The organism is Accumulibacter sp. (assembly GCF_029255285.1).
In the GTDB taxonomy this organism is placed as follows: domain Bacteria; phylum Pseudomonadota; class Gammaproteobacteria; order Burkholderiales; family Rhodocyclaceae; genus Accumulibacter.
This window is the reverse complement of sequence record NZ_JAPUVI010000030.1, coordinates 31,962-50,802: the sequence shown is the minus strand read 5'-3', so window position 1 is coordinate 50,802 and position 18,841 is coordinate 31,962. Positions and strand designations below refer to the sequence as shown.

Annotated in this window: 15 protein-coding genes; 6 read left to right on the top strand and 9 right to left on the bottom strand. The window is 64.7% G+C overall.

Going from position 1 to position 18,841, the window contains the following annotated elements; genetic code table 11:
- Positions 1-32: 32 nt before the first annotated feature.
- Complete coding sequence (locus tag Q1M07_RS05095; RefSeq protein WP_300451602.1) at positions 33-1,178, bottom strand: HD domain-containing phosphohydrolase; 1,146 nt, start codon at positions 1,176-1,178, stop codon at positions 33-35.
- Positions 1,179-1,835: 657 nt separating this feature from the next.
- On the opposite strand from Q1M07_RS05095, the gene Q1M07_RS05090 reads away from it, so the two are divergent.
- Positions 1,836-3,467: a PAS domain S-box protein gene (locus tag Q1M07_RS05090; protein WP_300451599.1), complete on the top strand. Its 1,632-nt coding sequence runs from the start codon at positions 1,836-1,838 to the stop codon at positions 3,465-3,467.
- Positions 3,468-3,893: 426 nt separating this feature from the next.
- Complete coding sequence (locus tag Q1M07_RS05085) at positions 3,894-4,736, top strand: PEP-CTERM sorting domain-containing protein (RefSeq protein WP_300451597.1); 843 nt, start codon at positions 3,894-3,896, stop codon at positions 4,734-4,736.
- 129 nt (positions 4,737-4,865) lie between these two features.
- On the opposite strand, the gene mnmC is transcribed toward Q1M07_RS05085, so the two are convergent.
- The 4 genes from mnmC to Q1M07_RS05065 all read right to left on the bottom strand — a co-directional run bounded on the left by mnmC (position 4,866) and on the right by Q1M07_RS05065 (position 9,872).
- Complete coding sequence (mnmC, locus tag Q1M07_RS05080; protein WP_300451596.1) at positions 4,866-6,083, bottom strand: FAD-dependent 5-carboxymethylaminomethyl-2-thiouridine(34) oxidoreductase MnmC; 1,218 nt, start codon at positions 6,081-6,083, stop codon at positions 4,866-4,868.
- A gap of 14 nt (positions 6,084-6,097) precedes the next feature.
- Positions 6,098-7,612 carry a lysine--tRNA ligase gene (gene lysS, locus Q1M07_RS05075; protein ID WP_300451593.1) on the bottom strand — a complete coding sequence of 505 codons (1,515 nt, stop codon included), beginning with the start codon at positions 7,610-7,612 and terminating at the stop codon, positions 6,098-6,100.
- A 70-nt stretch (positions 7,613-7,682) separates the two neighbouring features.
- Positions 7,683-8,787 (bottom strand): peptide chain release factor 2 gene (prfB, locus tag Q1M07_RS05070; RefSeq protein WP_300451590.1). Its coding sequence is split into 2 segments (ribosomal slippage): positions 7,683-8,705 and positions 8,707-8,787, totalling 1,104 coding nucleotides; the frame shifts between segments, so codons are not numbered across the junction.
- A 74-nt stretch (positions 8,788-8,861) separates the two neighbouring features.
- A complete protein-coding gene (locus tag Q1M07_RS05065; protein WP_300451587.1) occupies positions 8,862-9,872 on the bottom strand; it encodes an AraC family transcriptional regulator in 1,011 nt (336 codons plus the stop codon).
- A gap of 155 nt (positions 9,873-10,027) precedes the next feature.
- Between Q1M07_RS05065 and Q1M07_RS05060 the strand changes: the two genes are divergently transcribed.
- Positions 10,028-11,389 carry an EAL domain-containing protein gene (locus tag Q1M07_RS05060; protein WP_300451585.1) on the top strand — a complete coding sequence of 454 codons (1,362 nt, stop codon included), beginning with the start codon at positions 10,028-10,030 and terminating at the stop codon, positions 11,387-11,389.
- Positions 11,389-12,264, top strand: coding sequence for an HDOD domain-containing protein (locus Q1M07_RS05055; protein WP_300451582.1), 876 nt, complete (start codon positions 11,389-11,391; stop codon positions 12,262-12,264). The genes Q1M07_RS05060 and Q1M07_RS05055 overlap by 1 nt, the downstream gene beginning before the upstream one ends.
- Before the next feature lie 23 nt (positions 12,265-12,287).
- Here Q1M07_RS05055 and Q1M07_RS05050 read toward each other — a convergent pair whose 3' ends face one another.
- Positions 12,288-13,109 (bottom strand): pyruvate, water dikinase regulatory protein, encoded by an 822-nt coding sequence (locus Q1M07_RS05050; RefSeq protein WP_300451579.1) that lies wholly within the window; start codon positions 13,107-13,109, stop codon positions 12,288-12,290.
- 32 nt (positions 13,110-13,141) lie between these two features.
- Positions 13,142-13,894 (bottom strand): SDR family NAD(P)-dependent oxidoreductase, encoded by a 753-nt coding sequence (locus Q1M07_RS05045; RefSeq protein ID WP_300451576.1) that lies wholly within the window; start codon positions 13,892-13,894, stop codon positions 13,142-13,144.
- Positions 13,895-14,230: 336 nt separating this feature from the next.
- On the opposite strand from Q1M07_RS05045, the gene Q1M07_RS05040 reads away from it, so the two are divergent.
- Both Q1M07_RS05040 and Q1M07_RS05035 read left to right on the top strand, forming a co-directional pair.
- The gene (locus tag Q1M07_RS05040) at positions 14,231-15,082 is read left to right on the top strand and encodes a PEP-CTERM sorting domain-containing protein (RefSeq protein ID WP_300451573.1); all 852 of its coding nucleotides are present in this window, start codon (positions 14,231-14,233) and stop codon (positions 15,080-15,082) included.
- Between the two features lie 256 nt (positions 15,083-15,338).
- Positions 15,339-15,854, top strand: a complete 516-nt coding sequence (locus Q1M07_RS05035) for a PEP-CTERM sorting domain-containing protein (RefSeq protein ID WP_300451570.1) — start codon at positions 15,339-15,341, stop codon at positions 15,852-15,854.
- Between the two features lie 71 nt (positions 15,855-15,925).
- Here Q1M07_RS05035 and recJ read toward each other — a convergent pair whose 3' ends face one another.
- Together recJ and Q1M07_RS05025 are read right to left on the bottom strand one after the other, a co-directional pair.
- A complete protein-coding gene (gene recJ / locus Q1M07_RS05030) occupies positions 15,926-17,662 on the bottom strand; it encodes a single-stranded-DNA-specific exonuclease RecJ (RefSeq protein ID WP_300451567.1) in 1,737 nt (578 codons plus the stop codon).
- Positions 17,659-18,714, bottom strand: a complete 1,056-nt coding sequence (locus Q1M07_RS05025; RefSeq protein WP_300451564.1) for a hypothetical protein — start codon at positions 18,712-18,714, stop codon at positions 17,659-17,661. The genes recJ and Q1M07_RS05025 overlap by 4 nt, the downstream gene beginning before the upstream one ends.
- Positions 18,715-18,841 lie beyond the last annotated feature (127 nt).

Sequence of the window (18,841 nt, the reverse complement as noted above, 5' to 3'; positions counted from 1 at the left end):
TGTGCCGCCGCCCAGCGCCGGCGGGGCCGCGGTCAGACATCGTAGCCCCAGGCCGAACTCCAGCCATGGCTCTGATGGCGGCTCGCCTCATCCTGCGCGTAAGCCCGTATCGCCAGCCAGCCAAGACCCGTTCTGCGAAAGGTCGGGGTTTCCAAGGGGCGGCCATCGGTGTCGGTGATCGCGAACACCTGCCGCGGCTGTGCCGCAGCACCCAAAGTCCGGCGCGTGACGACCGCCAATTCGCGATTGCTCAAACGAACCAGACTGCCCGGCGGAAATGGACCGAGAGACCTCATGAGTTGACCAGCCAGCGACTTGTCCAGCAGCGCGAGATCGGGACCGAAGACGTGCCGCGTCAGCAACGAACTGTCTCCCGAGCGGCTCAGGTTCCAATAGACGGGCGAACGCGCCCGGCGCCCGGTCAAGCGCGCCGCCAGCGTATCGGCGACGCGCAGAATACGCGCTGTCACGGTAATCGACGCGCCTTTCAATCCCGCCGGATAGCCACTGCCGTCGATGTTCTCGTGGTGTCCGGCAACGGCCGGTATCCATTCCTCGCAACCCTGACCGATGCGGCGCAGCAAGCGGGCGCCCTCGGCGGGATGGCTGACGATCTCGCGCCGCTGCGCCGCATCGGGCGCCGCGCTCCGCTCGAACATCTCGTCGTGCAGCGCCAGCTTGGTCAGATTCATGCTGAGTCCGGCGCCGGCCAGCGTAGGCAGACTCCGGATCGGTACCCCACCCGCCGCGCCAGTCTCGAGAGCCAGCAAAGCGACGAGGATGGCGTGGCGAACACCGGCCCGGGCAAACCGGCTGAGCCGCACGGCACCCAGGCAGGCGTCCGCGTCGAGTCGCCAAACCTCGAGCAGGTCATCGGCAAGTCGACGCAGTTCGCTGGCCGACACATTCCCGCCACTGGCGACGCGCTCCGCCATGTCGCCCAGCGCAAGCGCGATGCGCGACAGTTCCCGCGCCGGGTTAACGTGACAAATTCTGGCGGCGAACGACGCCGGACAATGAAAGCGCAACGGCTCGGAGGGATCCTGGCGACCGTGGCCAATGCGGGCGCCCGCCCGCAACATCAAAACACCGCTGGCATTGAACAGATCGCAGGGGGCGGCTTGGCCGATCAGTTCGGGCGGCATCACCACCGGACGCAGGATCGACGTCATGGACATGCAGTGCTCCTTCGGCCTGCCCGGCGGCGGGGAAAATCGGTGCTGACGAGCGGTACGCGCCAACCTTGACGCTCCGCCTACCGCCTGAAAATGCGGACTCTCCGGACGGAGTCCGGGCCAACGACCGCTCGACCAGCCCGTTGGACAATCAACGGCCAGTATAGAAGCCGTCGGCAAGCGCCGTCAATCGTAAGCGGCCAAAGCTTGCGCGGCGGAGGGAACGAAGCCCGACTCGGTACTTCTACCGATCTTCCGTATATCTGCGGATAGTCTGCCGCCCTTCCTGTGATTAGTATTACCTCCTGGCAGGCTCGCTAGCGCGCTTGGTAGCGCGCCTGAACCTCTGTAAGGTCGGCGCAGGATCGTCGCCGAGGCGATCACGGGGCCGTCACCAGAATGCATCGAACACGACGTTCTGAACCCGGTGTGCCAGCACGATGCCGGGGATGACTGGCCACTACGCGGCACGAACTTCAAAGGAAACAAGTCTAGTGAAACACGACGAGCACCATGATCATGCAGCTTGGCGGAGAGCCGACCTGACCGCCGTCGACCGGCTGAAGCACCGGGAAAGGGCCGCCAATGGCGGCCTGGTCGGCGAAGCGCGCCGCTTCAACCCGGCGCCGGGCGGCGCTTCTTCAGGCGGGAGAAGGCGTGATGACTGAGCATCGACCACTGACGGCGGTCGCGGACATTCTGCTGATCGAAGACGGCGAGAACCCAAGTGTTCTCGGCAGCGTCTTGTCCACGCATGGCTACGACGTTCGTCCGCCAGCGGAGGCGGCGACCGCGCTGACCTGCGCCAGCCGCGAACCACCGGACCTGATTCTGCTCGACCTGAACGTGCCGGGTATGGACGCCTACGAAGTATGCCGTCGCCTACGTGCCGATCCGCCTATGGCCGGCATTCCGATCATCTTGCTGTGCCCCTCTGGCGAACCCTTCGACAAAGTCCTGGCCTTCGAGGTCGGCGCGTCGGACTATCTGAGCCAACCCTTCGAGAGCGCCGAGGTGCTCGCCCGGATCGACACACAGCTTCGTTTGCGTCGCTTGCGGGCTCGTGTCGAAGCGCAGAACCAGGCCTTGCAGGCCGAAATCTTCGAGCGCAAACGCGCCGAAGACGCACTGCGACAGGTCAGCCGCCACCTCGAAGGCCTGGTCGTCGAGCGCACCGAAGATCTGATCCGCAACAGCCAGGAGCTACGCCGGGAAATCCAGGGACGTATCGCCATCGAGGAGGCACAGCGCGAAAACGAAGCCAAGTATCGGCGCCTGTGCCATAGCCTGCGCGACGCCTTCGTCAGCGTCGACATGACTGGCCGGGTTGAGGACGCCAACCCGGCCTTCCAGGAAATGCTCGGCTATACGCTGACCGAACTGCGAAACCTGAGCCACACTCAACTGACGCCGGCGTGCTGGCACACCAGCGAATCCCGCATCATCGATCAGCAGCTTCTGCCGCGCGGCTTTTCCGACAGCTACGAGAAGGAGTACGTCCGGCGCGATGGGACTGTCGTTCCCGTCGAAGTGCGTGCCTTCCTGCGGACCAGCGTCGCCGGCGTTCCGGATGGCATCTATGCCATCGTGCACGACGTCACGCAACGTAAACGCGCGCTGGCCTGCAGCATGGCAGCGCTCGAGGAAGAGGAAGCCCTGCGGCATCGTCATGCGGTCAAGAAGCCGGCACACGTAGTGACAGCTTTGCGAAGCATTCCGGGCCGCGCGACTGCCGATCCGGCGGGGCGCGTCGTGCGCATGGAAAAAACTGGCTACCGACAATCTATAGCGCCAGCGAGCGAGCCGCGGTGCGACACCGCGAATCTCGCCGACATCGCCTTCGATCAGTTTCTCGAGCGGCTTCTCATGCAGGTCGACAAGCAGCACACGCCGGCGGGTGTCGTCCTCCACCGTACGCTGGCCGCGGTCACACTCGACATCGGGATCGCGTTGCCCTGCAGCCTGATCGTCAGCGGACTGGTTTCCAACGCTTTGCAACGCGGTTTTCCTGCTGGCCGCCGCGGTCGTGTCGATGTCGAACTGGCGATCGCCATGGACGGCGCGGTAGGCGTCACCGTCAGCGACGACGGCGTCGGGTTGCCGGCAGGCTTCCGGCTCGACCGGGCGACGAAAAGCCTTGCTTGGCAGCTGCTGCTCAACCTGACCCGGCAAATCGACGGAGCGCTCGTCGTCGTTCCCGGGGAGCGCACTTGCTTTGCCCTGAGTTTCCGAAGCAAGCGCCAGGCGAACCTGAACCAGGTGGCCAAGCAAGCGCAGGAAAGTGCAAGGTAGCGGCCCTGTCGCCTTCTCCCGCGCCCGGTCGTTGTCCACCGGCGAGTCCGGGACGACTGTCGCGCCAGTGACACGCTGGCGTGAGGGTCGCCTGACCAGGGTGCAGGACCTGCGGTGGCCAGCGCGGTTTACAGAGCACAGCGAACCATTGGTTCGAAGGTCGCCGTACCTAACTAAGCCGAGGCCAGCAGCGCGCTGTCGATATTCTTTACAGGGATTGCCATGAGAGTGGAGACGCTGTTCCAGTGATTCCCGTCAGAAAAGCCAACTGTCCGATATAACAGCGACTCTGCAATCGACGAAAAAGTCTGGTATGAATTGTGCTTGCCGCAAGCCATCGCACGTGACCAGTCTTCGCACCGATAGTACCTGGCCGGCGACCGTCAAGCTCTTCCCGTCCCGACTCTCTTTCGCCACGGAGGTTTCATGCTCAAACCAATCGTTTTCCTCTCCGCATCGCTGCTTACCGTCGGTGCCGCTCACGCTGCGCTGCTCACTGATCCCAACGACGCCCGTAGCTGGCAGAGCGCCACCGTCGGCACTTTCGCCAGTCTCTATTACGGCGCCGACACGCCGGCGAACCGTGCGCTGGTAGTCGCCAACAATTTGCTCGACGACGGCAACTTCAATGCGGCCGGCTTCGCCGCGGCGCAGATGATCCGGTACAACGGCGTCAACGTCGTCAGCAACCCCTCCTTCGGAAGCTACGGCACATCGCTCGATCAGCCGGGCGTCAACGACGGTGGCAACCAGGGGAGTTACAACTATACGTATAGCGGCGTAGGCGCCGCCGCTGGCGGCAATGGGATCGACCAGCACTGGATTCAGACCGATGCTACGATCGGCAATTCGGTCTGGGATCTCGGATTCCAGGCCACCAAGGCAGCCATTTTCAACACCATCGACCATGGTCCGCTACCCCAGGAAGCCATCGAATCCACCGTCTACCTGTCCAATGACCTGATCACCTGGACGCTGGCAGTGACCGAACGTGTCTGGCTGGAAGGACTCTACAGCGACACTTCGGTCGTCTGGGACGGTTTCGTATATGCCGTCGGCACCGGTACCAGCGCCACGTTCCGTTACGCCTCGGTGATCAATGGCGGGCCAGGTGCCCTGATTTCGGACGGTGACAATGAGATCAACGGCGTCATGGGCCTGCGTGCGAATTTCGAGCCCGACCCGCGAATCCCCGAGCCTGCCTCGCTCGCATTGCTGGCCATCGGACTGACCGGTCTCGCCGCCGCACGCCGCCGTCGGCCAGCCTGAAAGAGCCTGCCTCCGACCGGTGAATCGCCGTCCCGCCTTTCCGGGTGGGGCGCGCGGCCACAGATGGGCGGCAGGCCGCGTGATCCGCACCAGGCCGCTACACCGGTCCGGCTAATTCGGCTAATTCGGCTAGCCCGGCGGACGCTGGACGGCAAGGTTGCGTAGCCGTTGCTGACGGCCGCGCAGCAGAAAGCGACCCGGATCGACCGCGCCTACGAGATCGCCGGCGAGCGGCGGCGCCGCGCCGGTAATCAGACAAGCCAGCAGCTCGCCGGCCAGCGCAGACCAGACGATACCGCGCGCACCGAATCCGTTGTTCAGATAGAGCCCCGGAACGCGCGGCACTTCGGCCAGCCGCGCGGGGCGGCGCTCGGGGTCGATCGCCGCAGCGTCGCCGATGGCGCCAATCATTGGCAGACGGTCCGGCACCAGCGGGCGGAAACCGACCCGGCCACCGAGCATCGAGGCGGACAGTCCGTCGCCATAGCCGGGCAGGATGAAATCGAGTCTGGCCAGATTTTCGGCCGTATCGGCCTGGCGCAGGCCGAGTTCTCCGTCGTCGACCGAAAACGTCGCGCCAACGCAGCGCACCCCGTCGATCGCCGGGGTGACGTAGCCCGATCGGCAAACGACTACGTCGGGCGGCGAGCCAGCGGGCGCCGGCAGATGCGAAACCTGACCACGCGCCACGCGCAAGGGCAAGTGCTCGGCGAGGGCGAAGCGTTTCGCGTCACCGGCATTGGCGAGAACCAGAATCGGTGCTTCGGCGATCATCTGGCCGGCGCTGTCGTACGCTCGCCAGAGATCTGCCGGCCGGTCGATACAGGCCACCTGGCGCCCGTAGTGCGGCCGGATGCGATCGGCGTGGCGTGCCAGATTGACGCGGCACAGCGAGGCCGGAGCAACCCAGCCGCCCCCGGCGAACCACCAGCCGCCGCCGCTTACCGGCCAGCCGGCGAGTTGCGCGGCCTGCCGCCGGTCCACGAAACGCAGTTCGTCGGCACTCGGCTGCCTTGCCTCGACAATACGTCGCTGCGTGGCGGCATGCGCCTCGTCGCGCGCCAGATGCAGCACGCCGGTCGGCCGCCAGCGCAGCGCCAGACCGGCGGCCTCCAGCGCAGCGAAATGTTGACGGGCGTAAAGGAAGCCGGCGCGCGTCAGACGCGCCAGACGGTTGTCGTCGAGCGAAGGCAGCGGCCGCAGAACCCCGGCCAGATTTCCGGAAGCGCCTTGGCCTGCCGCTTCGGCACGCTCGATCAGCTCGATCGACCAGCCACGCGCCGCCAGCCGTTCGGCGACGCTGCTGCCCGCCAGGCCGGCGCCGATGACGATCGCCCGGCGGTTCATCGCCCGGTCGCGGCCTACTCCGGCCGCATCTGCGGAAAAAGAATGACGTCCCGAATGTTCGCCGCATCGGTAAGCAGCATCACCAGGCGGTCGATACCGATACCGCAGCCGCCGGTCGGCGGCAGCCCGTATTCGAGTGCCCGGATGTAGTCGGCGTCGTAGTACATGGCCTCCTCGTCGCCGGCGTCCTTGGCTTTCGCCTGTTCGAGGAAGCGCGCCGCCTGGTCTTCCGGGTCGTTCAGTTCGGAGAAGCCGTTGGCGATCTCGCGACCGGCGATGAACAGCTCGAAGCGCTCGGCGACGTCCGGGTTGCGGTCGCTGCGGCGCGCCAGCGGGCTGACTTCGGCCGGGTAATCGACGATGAAGGTCGGATTCCACAGGTCGACCTCGGTCGTCGCTTCGAAGAGCGCCAGCTGCAAAGCCCCCAGCCCGGCCGCGGATCCCGCCTCGACCTTGAGTGCGGCGAGCTTTTCGCGCAACCAGGCGGCATCGGCGAGTTGTGTCAGGCTGAAACCGGGGTGCGACCGATGAATCGCTTGGCTGATCGTCAGACGCGCGAAAGGTTTGGCGAAGTCCAGCGGCCGCCCCTGATACGCGAAGACCTCGCCCCCCAGCGCTTCGCGCGCGCTATGGCGCAACAACCCTTCGGTAAAGTCCATCAACTGGCCATACTCGGAGTACGCCTCGTAGAACTCCATCATGGTGAACTCGGGGTTGTGGCGCGGGCTCAAGCCTTCGTTGCGGAAGTTGCGGTTGATTTCGAAGACCTTCTCGAAGCCGCCGACGACCAGGCGCTTGAGGTGCAATTCCGGGGCAATGCGCAGAAAGAGTTCCATCTCCAGCGCATTGTGATGTGTCCTGAACGGCCGCGCCGCGGCACCGCCGGGGATGCTGTGCATCATCGGCGTTTCGACTTCGAGGAAACCGTGGCGCACCATGAAGTTGCGGATCGACTGCACGATACGGCTGCGAATGGCGAAAGCAAGGCGCGATTGCTCGTTGGTGATCAGGTCGACGTAACGCATCCGGTACTTCTGTTCCTGGTCGGTCAAGCCGTGGAACTTTTCCGGCAGCGGTCGCAGCGACTTCGTGAGGAGGCGGATGGCCGAGCAATCGACGGTCAGTTCGCCCGTTCTGGTGCGAAACAGCGTACCGACGGCGCCGACGATGTCGCCGATGTCCCAGCGCTTGAAGGCGACGTAGTCTTGCTCGCCGAGCTGGTCGCGGCTGACATACAACTGCAGGCGCCCGGAGAGGTCCTGAATGCTGATGAACGCCGCCTTACCCATCACGCGCTTGAGCAGGATACGGCCCGCCACCTTGACCTCGACCGGCGAAGCCGCGAGTTCGTCTCGGCTTCGCGCATCGTAGACCTCGTTGATCTTGCCGGCGGTATTCTCCCGCCGGAAATCGTTCGGATAGGCTTGACCGGTCTGCCGCCATTCGGCCAGTTTGGCGCGACGTTCGGCGATGATGTGATTCTCGTCTTGCGGCAGCAAGCCCTTGACCTGAGTGTCGTCTGGAGACATGGTTAGCGGTATCTCGTGATCGGTTGGGGTGCGGGAGTTTCAGGGTCCGGTCGGCGCGACGTCGCCGACCTCAGACGCCTTGTTTCAGGCTCGCTTCGATGAACTGGTCGAGGTCGCCGTCGAGCACACCCTGGGTGTTGCCGACTTCGACGTTGGTGCGCAAATCCTTGATTCGTGACTGGTCGAGAACGTAGGAGCGGATCTGGTGACCCCATCCGATGTCGGATTTGGCATCTTCGAGCTTCTGCTGTTCGGCCTGGCGCTTGCGCATCTCGGCTTCGTAGATGCGCGACTTGAGCATCGCCATCGCCTCGGCACGGTTGCGGTGCTGCGAGCGGTCGTTCTGACATTGAACGACGATATTGGTCGGCAAGTGCGTGATGCGTACCGCCGAATCGGTCTTGTTGATGTGCTGACCGCCCGCGCCGGAAGCGCGATAGGTGTCGATACGCAGTTCGGCCGGGTTGATCTCCACTTCGAACGAGTCGTCGATCTCGGGATAGGCGGAAACCGAGCAGAAACTGGTGTGTCTTCGGGCATTGGAATCGAACGGCGACTTGCGCACCAGGCGGTGAATGCCGGTTTCCGATCGCAGCATGCCGTAAGCGTAATCGCCGGAAATCTTCAGGCTCGCCGTCTTGATGCCGGCGACCTCGCCTTCCGACTCCTCGAGCACTTCGACCGCGTAGCCCTTGCGCTCGGCGTAGCGCAGGTACATGCGCAAGAGCATCGCCGCCCAGTCCTGTGCCTCGGTACCCCCGGCGCCGGCCTGGATGTCGAGAAAACAATTGAGCGGATCGGCCGGATTGTTGAACATGCGGCGGAACTCCAGACCGGCTAGCTCTTTCTCGATACCGTCGATATCCGACACCAGCGCGTGCAGCGTGTCGTCATCGTCCTCCTCGCGCGCCATGGCGAACAGTTCGCCGGCATCGCGCAGACTGTCGCCGACGCGGTCCAGCGTCAGCACGACGGTTTCCAGCGATCGCTTTTCGCGACCAAGATCCTGCGCGCGCTCGGCGTCTTCCCAGACCTTGGGATCGGCGAGTTCGCGCTCGACGGTCTTTAGCTGATCGGCCTTCTGATCGTAGTCAAAGATACCTCCGCAGTTCGGAAGCGCGCAGGCCAAGGTCGGCCAGGCGGCTGTCTAGGATGTTGAGCTGTTCGGCTTCCATAATGCCTCTGATCTTCTAAGGGGAAAACTGACAATTATATACGGGCGCGGCCGAGCTTGCTGCCGACACCGCTTCTAAGCGGCCGGACCGTAGCGATAAGCGCTCGGCGACATGCCGCTCCAGCGCCTGAAGGCACGGGTGAAGGCACTTTGCTCGGAAAAACCGAGCAGAAAGGTCACCTCGGTAACCGACTTGCGACTGTCGTCGAGGTAGCGACGTGCCAATTCGTGACGCGTTTCGTCACACAAGCGTTGATAGGTCAGGCCAAGTTCGCCCAGTCTGCGCTGCAGAGTGCGCTGGCTCATACCCAGATCTTTAGCCGTTTCTTGCGCCGACGGCGGTCCCGAGGTGAGTTGCCGCAGCAGATGGGCCTTGCAGCGACTGACGACGTCGTCGTCGAAAAAGCAGGCCAATTGCTCGGTCAGGATGCGATCGAAGGTGTTGGCCAATGGAATGTTGGCCGAAGGCAGCGGCATGTCAGCGGTTTCGCGGTCGAGCAGAAGGCTGTCCTCGGCGGCGCCGAACTGCACGTCGCAGCCGAACAGTTCCAACCAGGCCCGTGGGTCGTCGGGTTGGGGGCGACGCAGGCGCAGAGCGGCGGCGTTCAGCTTGCTACCGAAATTGGTCCGGCACATGTCGATCAAAACAGACAGTGTGAAATCGGCCATCGGATAGCCGACCTTCGCGTCCTTGCGGCCGTGGTCGAATAGGAAGCGTATACCGGCCGCTTCGTCGACACAGCGATAGGTCGCGCGATTGCCCAGCACGCACGAAAAACGCTCAAGCCGCTTGAGCCCGGTGTGCAGGGTTCGGCTGGACAACCAAGCGTAACCCATCGTCCCGAGATTGGAGGGGTGCCAGCACTCGCCGGCGCGCAAGCCGAACGCCGGGTCCGGAATCTGCGCCGCGGCTTTGGCAAAAGCGACATCGGCCAGCCGACTTGGCAGGCGCGCGTGGACATCGCGCAGCGTCTCGGGTCGGATCCCGAGTTCGTGCAGGAAGCGTTGAGGATCGATACCGTGGAGTTCAACCAACCGCAACACGATCAGCCATAGGCTGGCCAGGGTACTTTCCAGTTTAGGCATGGCGGCGGCTCCCAGATGCGCTGAATCTCCCAATGGCACGAATGGTCATGCGGAAGACGCGCCGGGTCAAGCGTCTTGCCACCCGGTTGCGTAAGCTCGGCGACTCGACCAAGCCAGCGAGCACCACCGCCCCCTCTGCGTCAGGAAAGCAAGCGATGACCGACCGGACCGACCGTCCATCAGCAGCGACACGCCAGCGGCGTGCCGCCACGACTCCCTCCGCGAATCCCCTGCTCGACCCGATTACTGGTTTCCTTACGCGTCGGGCCTGTCTGCAGGCAGCCATCGCTCTGGCGGCCGAGGCCGCCACCGTGGCCACAGGTCTGAGCGCCATCTGGCTGGATATCGACCGTTTTCGGCAGGTCAATGAATCGTTCGGGCATAGCGCCGGAGACCGCGTCATTGCCCACATCGCCGAACGTATCCGCGCGCTCGCCGGTGTCCAGTGCCGCTTGTCGCGCATGGGTGACGACGAGTTCGTCGTGCTCGCCCCCGGCTTCGACCAAGCGTCGGCCAACGACTTGGCGCGCCGGCTGTTGCTCGAGATACGGCGGCCCTTGCACGTCGACGAACTCGTGATCCATCCGTCGGTCAGCATCGGCCTTGCCGTCAAGCTGTGTGACGAGGAGCCGGTGGTCTGGCTCGAACGGGCTGACCGCGCGATGAGCGAGGCCAAGCGCCGTGGCCGCAACCGCCTGGTGACGTCGGGCGACGAGTTGCTGACCAGGCGCCTCGGTGTCGAACTGGCGCGCGAGGAACTGGCCATCGAAAACGCCCTGCACCGTGCGTTGGAAAATGGTGAGCTGTGCCTCCACTTCCAGCCCATTGTCCGCCCCAGCGGCGGGGTCGAGGCAGTCGAGGCGCTGATGCGCTGCGCCGTCGACGGGCATCAGATCACTCCGGCGCGCTTCATCCCGGTGGCCGAGAAAACGGGGCTGATCGTCCGCCTCGGCGAGTGGAGCCTGTTTCAGGGCGCGCGTTGCGCCGCCCGCCTGCGCGAACAGGGAACCCCAACCAAGATGGCGATCAATGTTTCACGAGCGCAACTGATTTCGCCCAAGTTCACTCAGGCTCTGCACGCCGCGCTGGTGTGCGCCAATTTACCGCCGGACTTGCTTGAGCTCGAACTCACGGAGTCGCTTTTCATGGATCTCGCACCCCCCGTACAGGCGAATTTGGGGGCGGCACGCGCCGCTGGCGTCGGACTGGCGATCGACGACTTCGGTACCGGCTTTTCCTGTCTGTCGACCCTGAAGGATCTCTCGGCCAACAAGCTCAAGCTGGACCGTTCCTTCGCCAGCGTTCTGCCGACCGACCGACGCTCCTTCGCTGTCGTCAAGGCGATGACCAGCCTGGGCTCCGAGCTGGGCATGACCGTCGTTGCCGAAGGGGTCGAAAACCCCGCGCAACTGGCCGCGCTCGCCGAAGCGGCCGTCGACGCGACCCAGGGCTTCTTTCACGCACGACCCATGCCCGAACCCGCCTTGATGGCGTGGATGGCTCAAAGGCTGCAGTAATGAAAGACAAAACCTCGAACGCCGTACCCGACGTCGATCTCTTCCTGGAACGGATGCTCAAGGATCTGGACGTTCCCCCGCGCCCGCTCATCATCGACCGCATCAAGGCCGAAATGGACAGCGACCGGCCGAATCTGCAACGCATCGGTCAGTTGATCAGCGTCGATGTCGGCCTGGCGGCCGGACTGATCCAGAGCGTGAATTCCGCTTACTTCGGTTTTCGCAAGCGCGCTCGCTCGGTGCACGACGCGCTCTTGATGCTCGGCCTGGACGTCGCCAGCCGCGCCATCGCCACCCTCAGCCTGCGTCGGGCCTTTCCGGTCAACAACCGGCTCGAGCGTTTCTGGGGCGCTTCGGCTCAGATTGCCGTACTGTCCGGCTGGCTCGCCCAGAAAACCCCGCACCGTCGCGTGCAAGCCAATGACGCCTACACCTACGGCCTGTTTCGGGACACCGGCATCGCCATGCTGTTGCTCCGTTTCCCGACCTACCGGCAAACCCTTGAGCGGGCCAACGCCGACTGCGAGCGCGCTTTCACGACCGTCGAGCAACAGGATTTTCCGACCGACCACGCCATGATCGGCTGCCTGCTGGCGCGGGACTGGTGGTTGCCTGAGGAAATCTGTCTGGCCATCCGACACCACCATGACCATTCGGCAATCGACCTCACGGACTCTGGCCTACCCGTCGCCAGCCGCCATCTGGTGGCCATCAGCCAAACGGCGGAACACCTCGTCCAGCAGCTCACCGGTGGCAGCCGAACCGAGGAATGGCAAAAGCTCGGCGGCTCGTGCCTGCGCCTTCTCGAACTTGTGGACACCGACCTTTACCAACTCCACACAGAGGCGAAAAGCCTTCTCGCCAGCGTCGATTGACGGTCGGCCGGACGCTCGGCGAGTTAGGAACGATCGCCGGCGCGCGCCTTGAGCTTCGCGATGATCATCGAAGCCGCCTGTTCGATCGAACGATGCGTGACGTCGATGACCGGCCAGGCGCGCATGACGAACAGGCGGCGTGCCTCGAGTACCTCCTTGCGCAAGGCTTCGACGTCGGCGTACTCGCTGCCGCCGTCCTGGTTCAGGGAGTGCAGGCGGGCCGAGCGGACGGTTGCCAGGCGGGCCGGATCGACGACCAGTCCGATGATGAGCGGACTGCGTGCGTTCATCAGTCCGCCCGGCAGCGCCGCGCCCGGCACCAGCGGCACGTTGGCCGCCTTGATGCCGCGCGATGCGAGATACATGCAGGTCGGCGTCTTGGTGGCTCGCGACACGCCGACGAGAATCACGTCGGCACCCTCGAGATCGTCGCTTGCCATTCCATCGTCGTGAGCGAGGGCGTACTTCATGGCCTCGACGCGGCGATAGTAGTCTTCGTCGAAGGCGTCGCCGGAGCTGGTATGCAACTGTACGGCCGTGCCGACGTGCGCGGCCAGGCGGCCGACCAGAGGTTCGAGGACGAAGTCGCAAGGTACGGCCAGACGGCGGCAGCCCTCTTCCAGCGTCTCGCGAATGTCCATGTGACTGATGCTGTGCAGGACATAGCCCGGTTTGCTGGCCACCGCCGCCAGAATCCCCGGTATCTGGCCCAGGCGGCGGACCATCTTCCACAAGCGTCGCTCGATCTCGACACCGGCGAGCTGCGCGACGGCGTTACGCGCCAGCATTTCGACCAGCTCGCCCGAAGCGTGCGAAACGAGGTGGAGAACAAGGGGCTTGCCCACGATGGCGACCCAGCGTTCGTTCGTCCCGCCGCTTAACGGTGGTAGCCGCCGTCCAGGCGCAACACGGTGCCGTTGAGCATGATGTTCTTGAGGACGTGGAGGACCAGCATGGCGAACTCGGCGGCATCGCCAAAGCGGTGTGGAAACGGGATCTGGCGAGCGAGCCGGGAATCCAGGTTCTTCTCCATGTTGAACAGCGTCTGCGTACCGAACAGCCCCGGCGCGATACCGACGACGCGAATTCCCAGCGCACCGAGTTCGCGCGCCGCCGGCAGGATCATGCTGACGACACCGCCTTTGGATGCCGCATAGGCCGCTTCACCGCTCTGCCCTTCGTAGGCGGAAACCGACGCGGTCGACAGGATGACGCCGCGCTCGCCATTGGCCAGCGGCGGCAGTTGCGCCATGTCGGCGGCGGCGAGCCGCATCATGTTGAAGGTCGAGATCAGGTTGACTTCGACGAGCTGGCGGAAGTCGTCGAGCGGCATCGGACCGTCGCCACTGATGATCGGCTCGGAGTGGCCACGGCCGACGCAATGCACGAGAACGCGTGCCGCACCATGTGCGGCACGCGCCATGGCCACGGCATTCTCGGCCGACCGTGAATCGGCGACATCGCAGGGAATCGCCAGGCCGCCGATCTCCTCGGCGATCTTCTGCACACCGTCGCCATCGATGTCGATCACCGTCACCTTGGCGCCGGCTTCGGCCAGATAGCGCGCCGTTTCCGCACCAAGGCCCGAAGCTGCGCCGGTGACCACCGCCGGGCACGCCCACAAATCCATCCACCACCTCCCTGTTCGGCCGGCCCGCACAGCCGGCTCCGAAACGGATTATCGTCGGTCGCGCGACGCGACGCAAACTCGGCGCGTTGACACCGGGGCACGATCGCCACCGACGTCCTACCCCTTGCCTCCGCCGGCCGATCGCGGCCCCAGCGTCAATCCTACTTGTCGAAATTCTTTACACCAATCGGCAAGCAAGGCAAAATACATTTCCTAACTACCTGTTATACCGCAATAAATGTTTTCAGGCCAGAATCTTGCTTATGCTTATTGTTCGCATTCAACGCGAGCCGATGGTCGTATCGCCAAGGCGTTTTCAGAGCGAGGAGAAGGGACATGAAGTCAATCTACACATCGGCGGCAGCGGTCGCCGCCTTGCTGCTGGCCCCGGCAGCGGGGGCCAGCCTGATCACCTTCGAGGCGGCCGGCGCCAACCCGGCGGCGATCAGCCCCGCGCGCGACGCCTTCCGTACCGCCGTCGGGGGAGGAAGCGTTGCTGGAGCAAACGGGTCTTTCGGCGGCCTTCGCCGCGAGATCAACTGGGATGGCGTGCCTGACCCACGGGCCGATCCCAACCCCCTGCCCGGCAATTTCTTCAACGTCAACTCGCCGCGTGGAGCGGTCTTCAGCACGCCGGGAAGCGGTTTCCTGGTGAGCGCCAACGCCGACCTGCCCACCCCGACGCTGTTCGGATTCCCGGGCGACTTGCAGACTTTCAGCGCGCAGCGGCTGTTTACGGCCGTCGAAAGCAATATCACCGACGTCACGTTCTTTGTCCCGGGGACAGGCATCGCCGCCACGACGAGCGCCTTCGGCGCCATTTTCGTGGATGTCGAACTGCCTCGCGTGACCAGGATCGAGTTCTTCGACGCGACCGATACGCTGCTCCTGGCGCGCGACGTTCTGGTCGGAGGCAACCAGGGCTTGAGCTTCGTCGGCGCCGTGGCCAAAGCTGGCGAGAAGATCAGCCGGGTGCGGCTCACCTCGGGCGCCAATGCCATCCTGTCCAATGGCGTGCGCGCCGACGAGATCACCGACATGGTGGTGATGGACGATTTCCTCTATGCCGAACCCACGCGTGCCGTACCCGAACCGTCGAGTCTTGCGTTGGCGGCTGGGAGCCTCCTGCTTGGCAGCCTGACGGCATGGCGACGCCGGCGGCCGAGTGCCCGAAGCGAGGGGAGCTGACTTCGGTGACCACACCGACGGAACTCCACTCCTGCGGCGAGAAAACTATAGCCATTCCGAGCGATGTCGGGAAACTTTACGGATCGCCGGCAAGATGTATTCAACTCTCGGATTCCAAGTAAAAAATATTTCCGGTGCGAATTTTGCTCGGATTTTCTTCGCAAGCCGCAAGTGAAGTAGCGCGAAAGGGAAGGCCCCGCAGACGGACGCTTGGCTCTCCACGTTCTTCCACCGACCACCACGCAAGGAGACACACATGATCAAGAAAGTCTTGGCAACCCTGGCTTTCCTCGGCCTGCCGTTCTCGGCGGGAGCGGCTCTGATCAACCTCGACGTCTATCAGATCCTGCAGAGCAGCGCAGGCGATCCTTACCCCGAATCCGTCGAGATCACCTTCTTCAACCCCAAGCCCGCCGGCGTCGCGGGGCGCCTGAGGATCACGGCCGAGGGAGTCGACCTGAGCGAGAACGACGAGGTGCGGCTGAACGGTAACCTGCTCGGCGTGCTGACCCACCAGACGTACAACTACTGCTGCTTCGACATTCAGCCGGGACCGGGGAGCCTTGGCGTCGGAACGACCGAAAGTCTGGACTCGTTCTTCGATGTGTTTGCCGAGCTGCTGCCGGGAGCGAACACGCTGCGCATCGACATCGACCCGGGTAACTGGATCGTTGAAATCGAGACCGTCCAGATTCAGGTGCCGGAACCCGGATCGCTGGCGCTTGTCGGCCTCGGTCTACTGGGTTTGGCGACGCGTCGGCGCCGCAGCTGATACACCGTTTCAGCGTAACGCACAAGCAGGCGGCTTCGGCCGCCTTTCTTGTTTACCGATCTCCGAATCCGTCACGGCACCACGCTTTCGATATGTTCGATCATCAACTGCGGCGTCTGGACGCCATTGAACTCGTTGATCGCCAGTCGATAAGCGGCGCGCATCGTACCGCCGGGCGCCTGCTCGAAGTTGAACTGGATCGCATCGAGCGGCTGCGTCCCCTTGCGCAGGCGTAGCTTGAGGTGCTTGTCCTTGAGGATGCGCTGGCTTTCGACGACGAATTCGTCTTCGAAAAGTGGCGGCGGAAAGCCCTGACCCCAGACTTCGGCCGCCAGCAGTCGCGCCGTGGCAACCGAGAAATACCCGGCTTCCAGTCCGCCGTCGGTTTCGAGCGTGCGCAGGCGATCGGCCGGTGCCAAAAACTCGTCGGCGACCTCGGCAAACAGCTCGCGAAAACGTTCGAAGTCGACTTCACGAATCGTCACCCCGGCGGCCATCGCGTGACCACCGAAGCGCAACAGCAGGCCAGGCGCGCGCTTGCCGATCAGATCCAGGGCGTCGCGCAGGTGCAGGCCAGCGATCGAACGGCCCGAACCCTTGATTTCGCCACCTTCACCGCGCGCGAAGGCGAAGACTGGCCGATGCCACTTTTCCTTGAGGCGTGCGGCGACGATGCCGACGACGCCTTGATGCCACTGCGCATCGAACAGCGCCAGCCCGGCCGCCGCCGTCGCCATACCCGTCGCGGCCGCTTCCAGATCGGCGGTCGCCCGGGCCATCTGGCTCAGCGCCTGCTCCTGCATGCCCGATTCGATCTCGCGCCGCTGACGATTGAGCGCGTCGAGCTGCTGTGCGATGTTCATCGAACGCGCCTCGTCGTCGGTGATCAGGCATTCGATGCCGAGCGACATGTCGGCCAAACGGCCGGCGGCGTTGACGCGGGGGCCGATCACGAAACCGAGGTCGACACCCGTGGCTTGCGCCGGCGAGCGTCCGGCGGCGTCGAAAATGGCGCGCAAACCGGGCGTCAGCCGGCCCTGGCGAATGCGCTGCAGGCCCTGGCTGACCAGTACGCGGTTGTTGTGATCTAGCCGCACGACGTCGGCGACGGTGCCGAGAGCCACCAGATCGAGCAGGGCCGCGAGTTTCGGTTCCTGGCGCCCACTGCCTTCGGCAAACCAGCCGCGGCCGCGCAGTTCGGCGCGCAGCGCAAGCATCACGTAGAAGATGACGCCGACCCCGGCCAGGTGCTTGCTCGGGAAGTCGCAGTGCGCCAGATTTGGGTTGACGATGCAGTCGGCGGCCGGCAATTCGTCCGCCGGCAAGTGGTGGTCGGTGATCAGCGTGGCGATCCCGAGTTGCCGGGCACGGGCCACGCCGTCGATGCTGGCGATGCCGTTGTCCACCGTGACGATGAGCTGCGGCCGACGAGTCGCCGCCAGGTCGACGATGTCGGGCGACAGGCCGTAGCCGCAGGTAAAGCGGTTCGGCACCAGGTAGTCGACGCAGCCACCGCAGGCGCGCAGCGCCCGGATGGCGACCGCGCAAGCCGTCGCCCCGTCGCAGTCGTAGTCGGCGACGATCAGGATCCGGGTCCGCGCGGCGATCGCATCGGCCAGCAGGACGGCGGCTTCGGCGGCGTGCGTCAGTCTGGCCGGCGGCAGCAGCGAGGTCAGATCGTAGTCGAGTTCGCTGCGCGTAGTGATTCCGCGTGCCGCGTAGAGGCGCGCCAGCAACGGGTGCAACCCCTGTTGTTCGAGCTGCCACTGGAGACGCGGCGCGACCGGACGAGCGCGCAGGCGCGTCATCGTTTCGCCCTGGCCAGCGACTGCACGTGGCTGATCAATGGCTCAGGGCGGCGCCACAACTTCCACTGTTCGCTGCGGCCGCTCTCCCAGGCCAGCGTCCCGTAGGCCGTTGTCGCCTGCAGGCACAGGCGGCCGATCCGACCGCCGGCCAGCGCCTTCTGCAGGGGAGCAAACCAGCGGGCTTCGAGGTCGAGCAAAGCGGCGCGCCAGGCATCGGCATCTTCGTAGTGAACCGCCCGCTGCAGCGCGTCGACGACCAGCAGTTGGCGGCTGGCGGAAGCGCAGCGGGACAAGCACTGGCCGGCATCGTCCGGCAGTGGATGCGCCGGCAGCCCGAACGCCCGGCCCAGGCCGAGCGCCAGCGGATCGTCCGCCCAGACACCGGCGAGTGAGCTTGCCGCGGTCGCCGGCAAGGCGCCGGCACCCCACAACCACAGGCTGTTGATCGTCGATCGGCCTTCCTCTTCACGCTTGATGTTGGCTGGATGCCGGTGGAGCAGCATCTGGATCTCGTTGAGCAGTTGGCGCAGCCAGCGCAAGCGTGGCGTCTCCGGCAGTTGCCGTTCGACCCGTCGGCCGGCGACCGTAGACAGCGGCAGAACGTCGAACTGGCCGAGATCGGGCGCGCCGGCGAACTGCAAGTACCAGCGCTCGGCCGTCGCGACGTGAAACGTGCCGATGTCGGAGAACTGGCGGTTGAGTTCGCCGACGATCGCCTCGGCCTCGGCGGAATCGATGGCCAGGCTGCCGCCGTCGGCCAGAACCAGGCGCTCCTGATGCAGGCGTAGATGAACGGGATCGGCGCAGATCCAACAGGCTTCACGCGCCGCCGTCATGCCGCTTTCGCCAAGCACGCGATAGGCGGCATACGGAAGCTCGCCGGTCAGTCCGAATGGCTCGCAGAGTGCGGCTTCGAACGATTGCGGCGGGCGCCGCCCGAGCCGACTGCGCGCCAGCAGCGTGCACAAGCCCGGGCAGTCCAGGGACTCCAAAGTCTGGCGGTCGCCGGGTTCGGGCCATAGCAGTTCGGGAACGACCAGGGTAAGCGGCATGGGGAGGCGTAGTGATGTGACGGAAGGCCAGGCAGGCCGTTCCGATGGGAGCGACGGACAGCCTGCGGCCGGATGACGTCGAAAAGTGTAGCATAGTGAACCCGTGCCTTCGGCGCTTCGCGCCGCC

What these genes read in the sequence shown, in the direction of transcription:
- Q1M07_RS05095 (WP_300451602.1), bottom strand. Translation starts at nt 1,178, where the DNA reads ATGTCCATGACGTCGATCCTGCGTCCGGTGGTGATGCCGCCCGAACTG.
- Q1M07_RS05090 (WP_300451599.1), top strand. Translation starts at nt 1,836, where the DNA reads ATGACTGAGCATCGACCACTGACGGCGGTCGCGGACATTCTGCTGATC.
- Q1M07_RS05085 (WP_300451597.1), top strand. Translation starts at nt 3,894, where the DNA reads ATGCTCAAACCAATCGTTTTCCTCTCCGCATCGCTGCTTACCGTCGGT.
- mnmC (WP_300451596.1), bottom strand. Translation starts at nt 6,083, where the DNA reads ATGAACCGCCGGGCGATCGTCATCGGCGCCGGCCTGGCGGGCAGCAGC.
- lysS (WP_300451593.1), bottom strand. Translation starts at nt 7,612, where the DNA reads ATGTCTCCAGACGACACTCAGGTCAAGGGCTTGCTGCCGCAAGACGAG.
- Q1M07_RS05065 (WP_300451587.1), bottom strand. Translation starts at nt 9,872, where the DNA reads ATGCCTAAACTGGAAAGTACCCTGGCCAGCCTATGGCTGATCGTGTTG.
- Q1M07_RS05060 (WP_300451585.1), top strand. Translation starts at nt 10,028, where the DNA reads ATGACCGACCGGACCGACCGTCCATCAGCAGCGACACGCCAGCGGCGT.
- Q1M07_RS05055 (WP_300451582.1), top strand. Translation starts at nt 11,389, where the DNA reads ATGAAAGACAAAACCTCGAACGCCGTACCCGACGTCGATCTCTTCCTG.
- Q1M07_RS05045 (WP_300451576.1), bottom strand. Translation starts at nt 13,894, where the DNA reads ATGGATTTGTGGGCGTGCCCGGCGGTGGTCACCGGCGCAGCTTCGGGC.
- Q1M07_RS05040 (WP_300451573.1), top strand. Translation starts at nt 14,231, where the DNA reads ATGAAGTCAATCTACACATCGGCGGCAGCGGTCGCCGCCTTGCTGCTG.
- Q1M07_RS05035 (WP_300451570.1), top strand. Translation starts at nt 15,339, where the DNA reads ATGATCAAGAAAGTCTTGGCAACCCTGGCTTTCCTCGGCCTGCCGTTC.
- recJ (WP_300451567.1), bottom strand. Translation starts at nt 17,662, where the DNA reads ATGACGCGCCTGCGCGCTCGTCCGGTCGCGCCGCGTCTCCAGTGGCAG.
- Q1M07_RS05025 (WP_300451564.1), bottom strand. Translation starts at nt 18,714, where the DNA reads ATGCCGCTTACCCTGGTCGTTCCCGAACTGCTATGGCCCGAACCCGGC.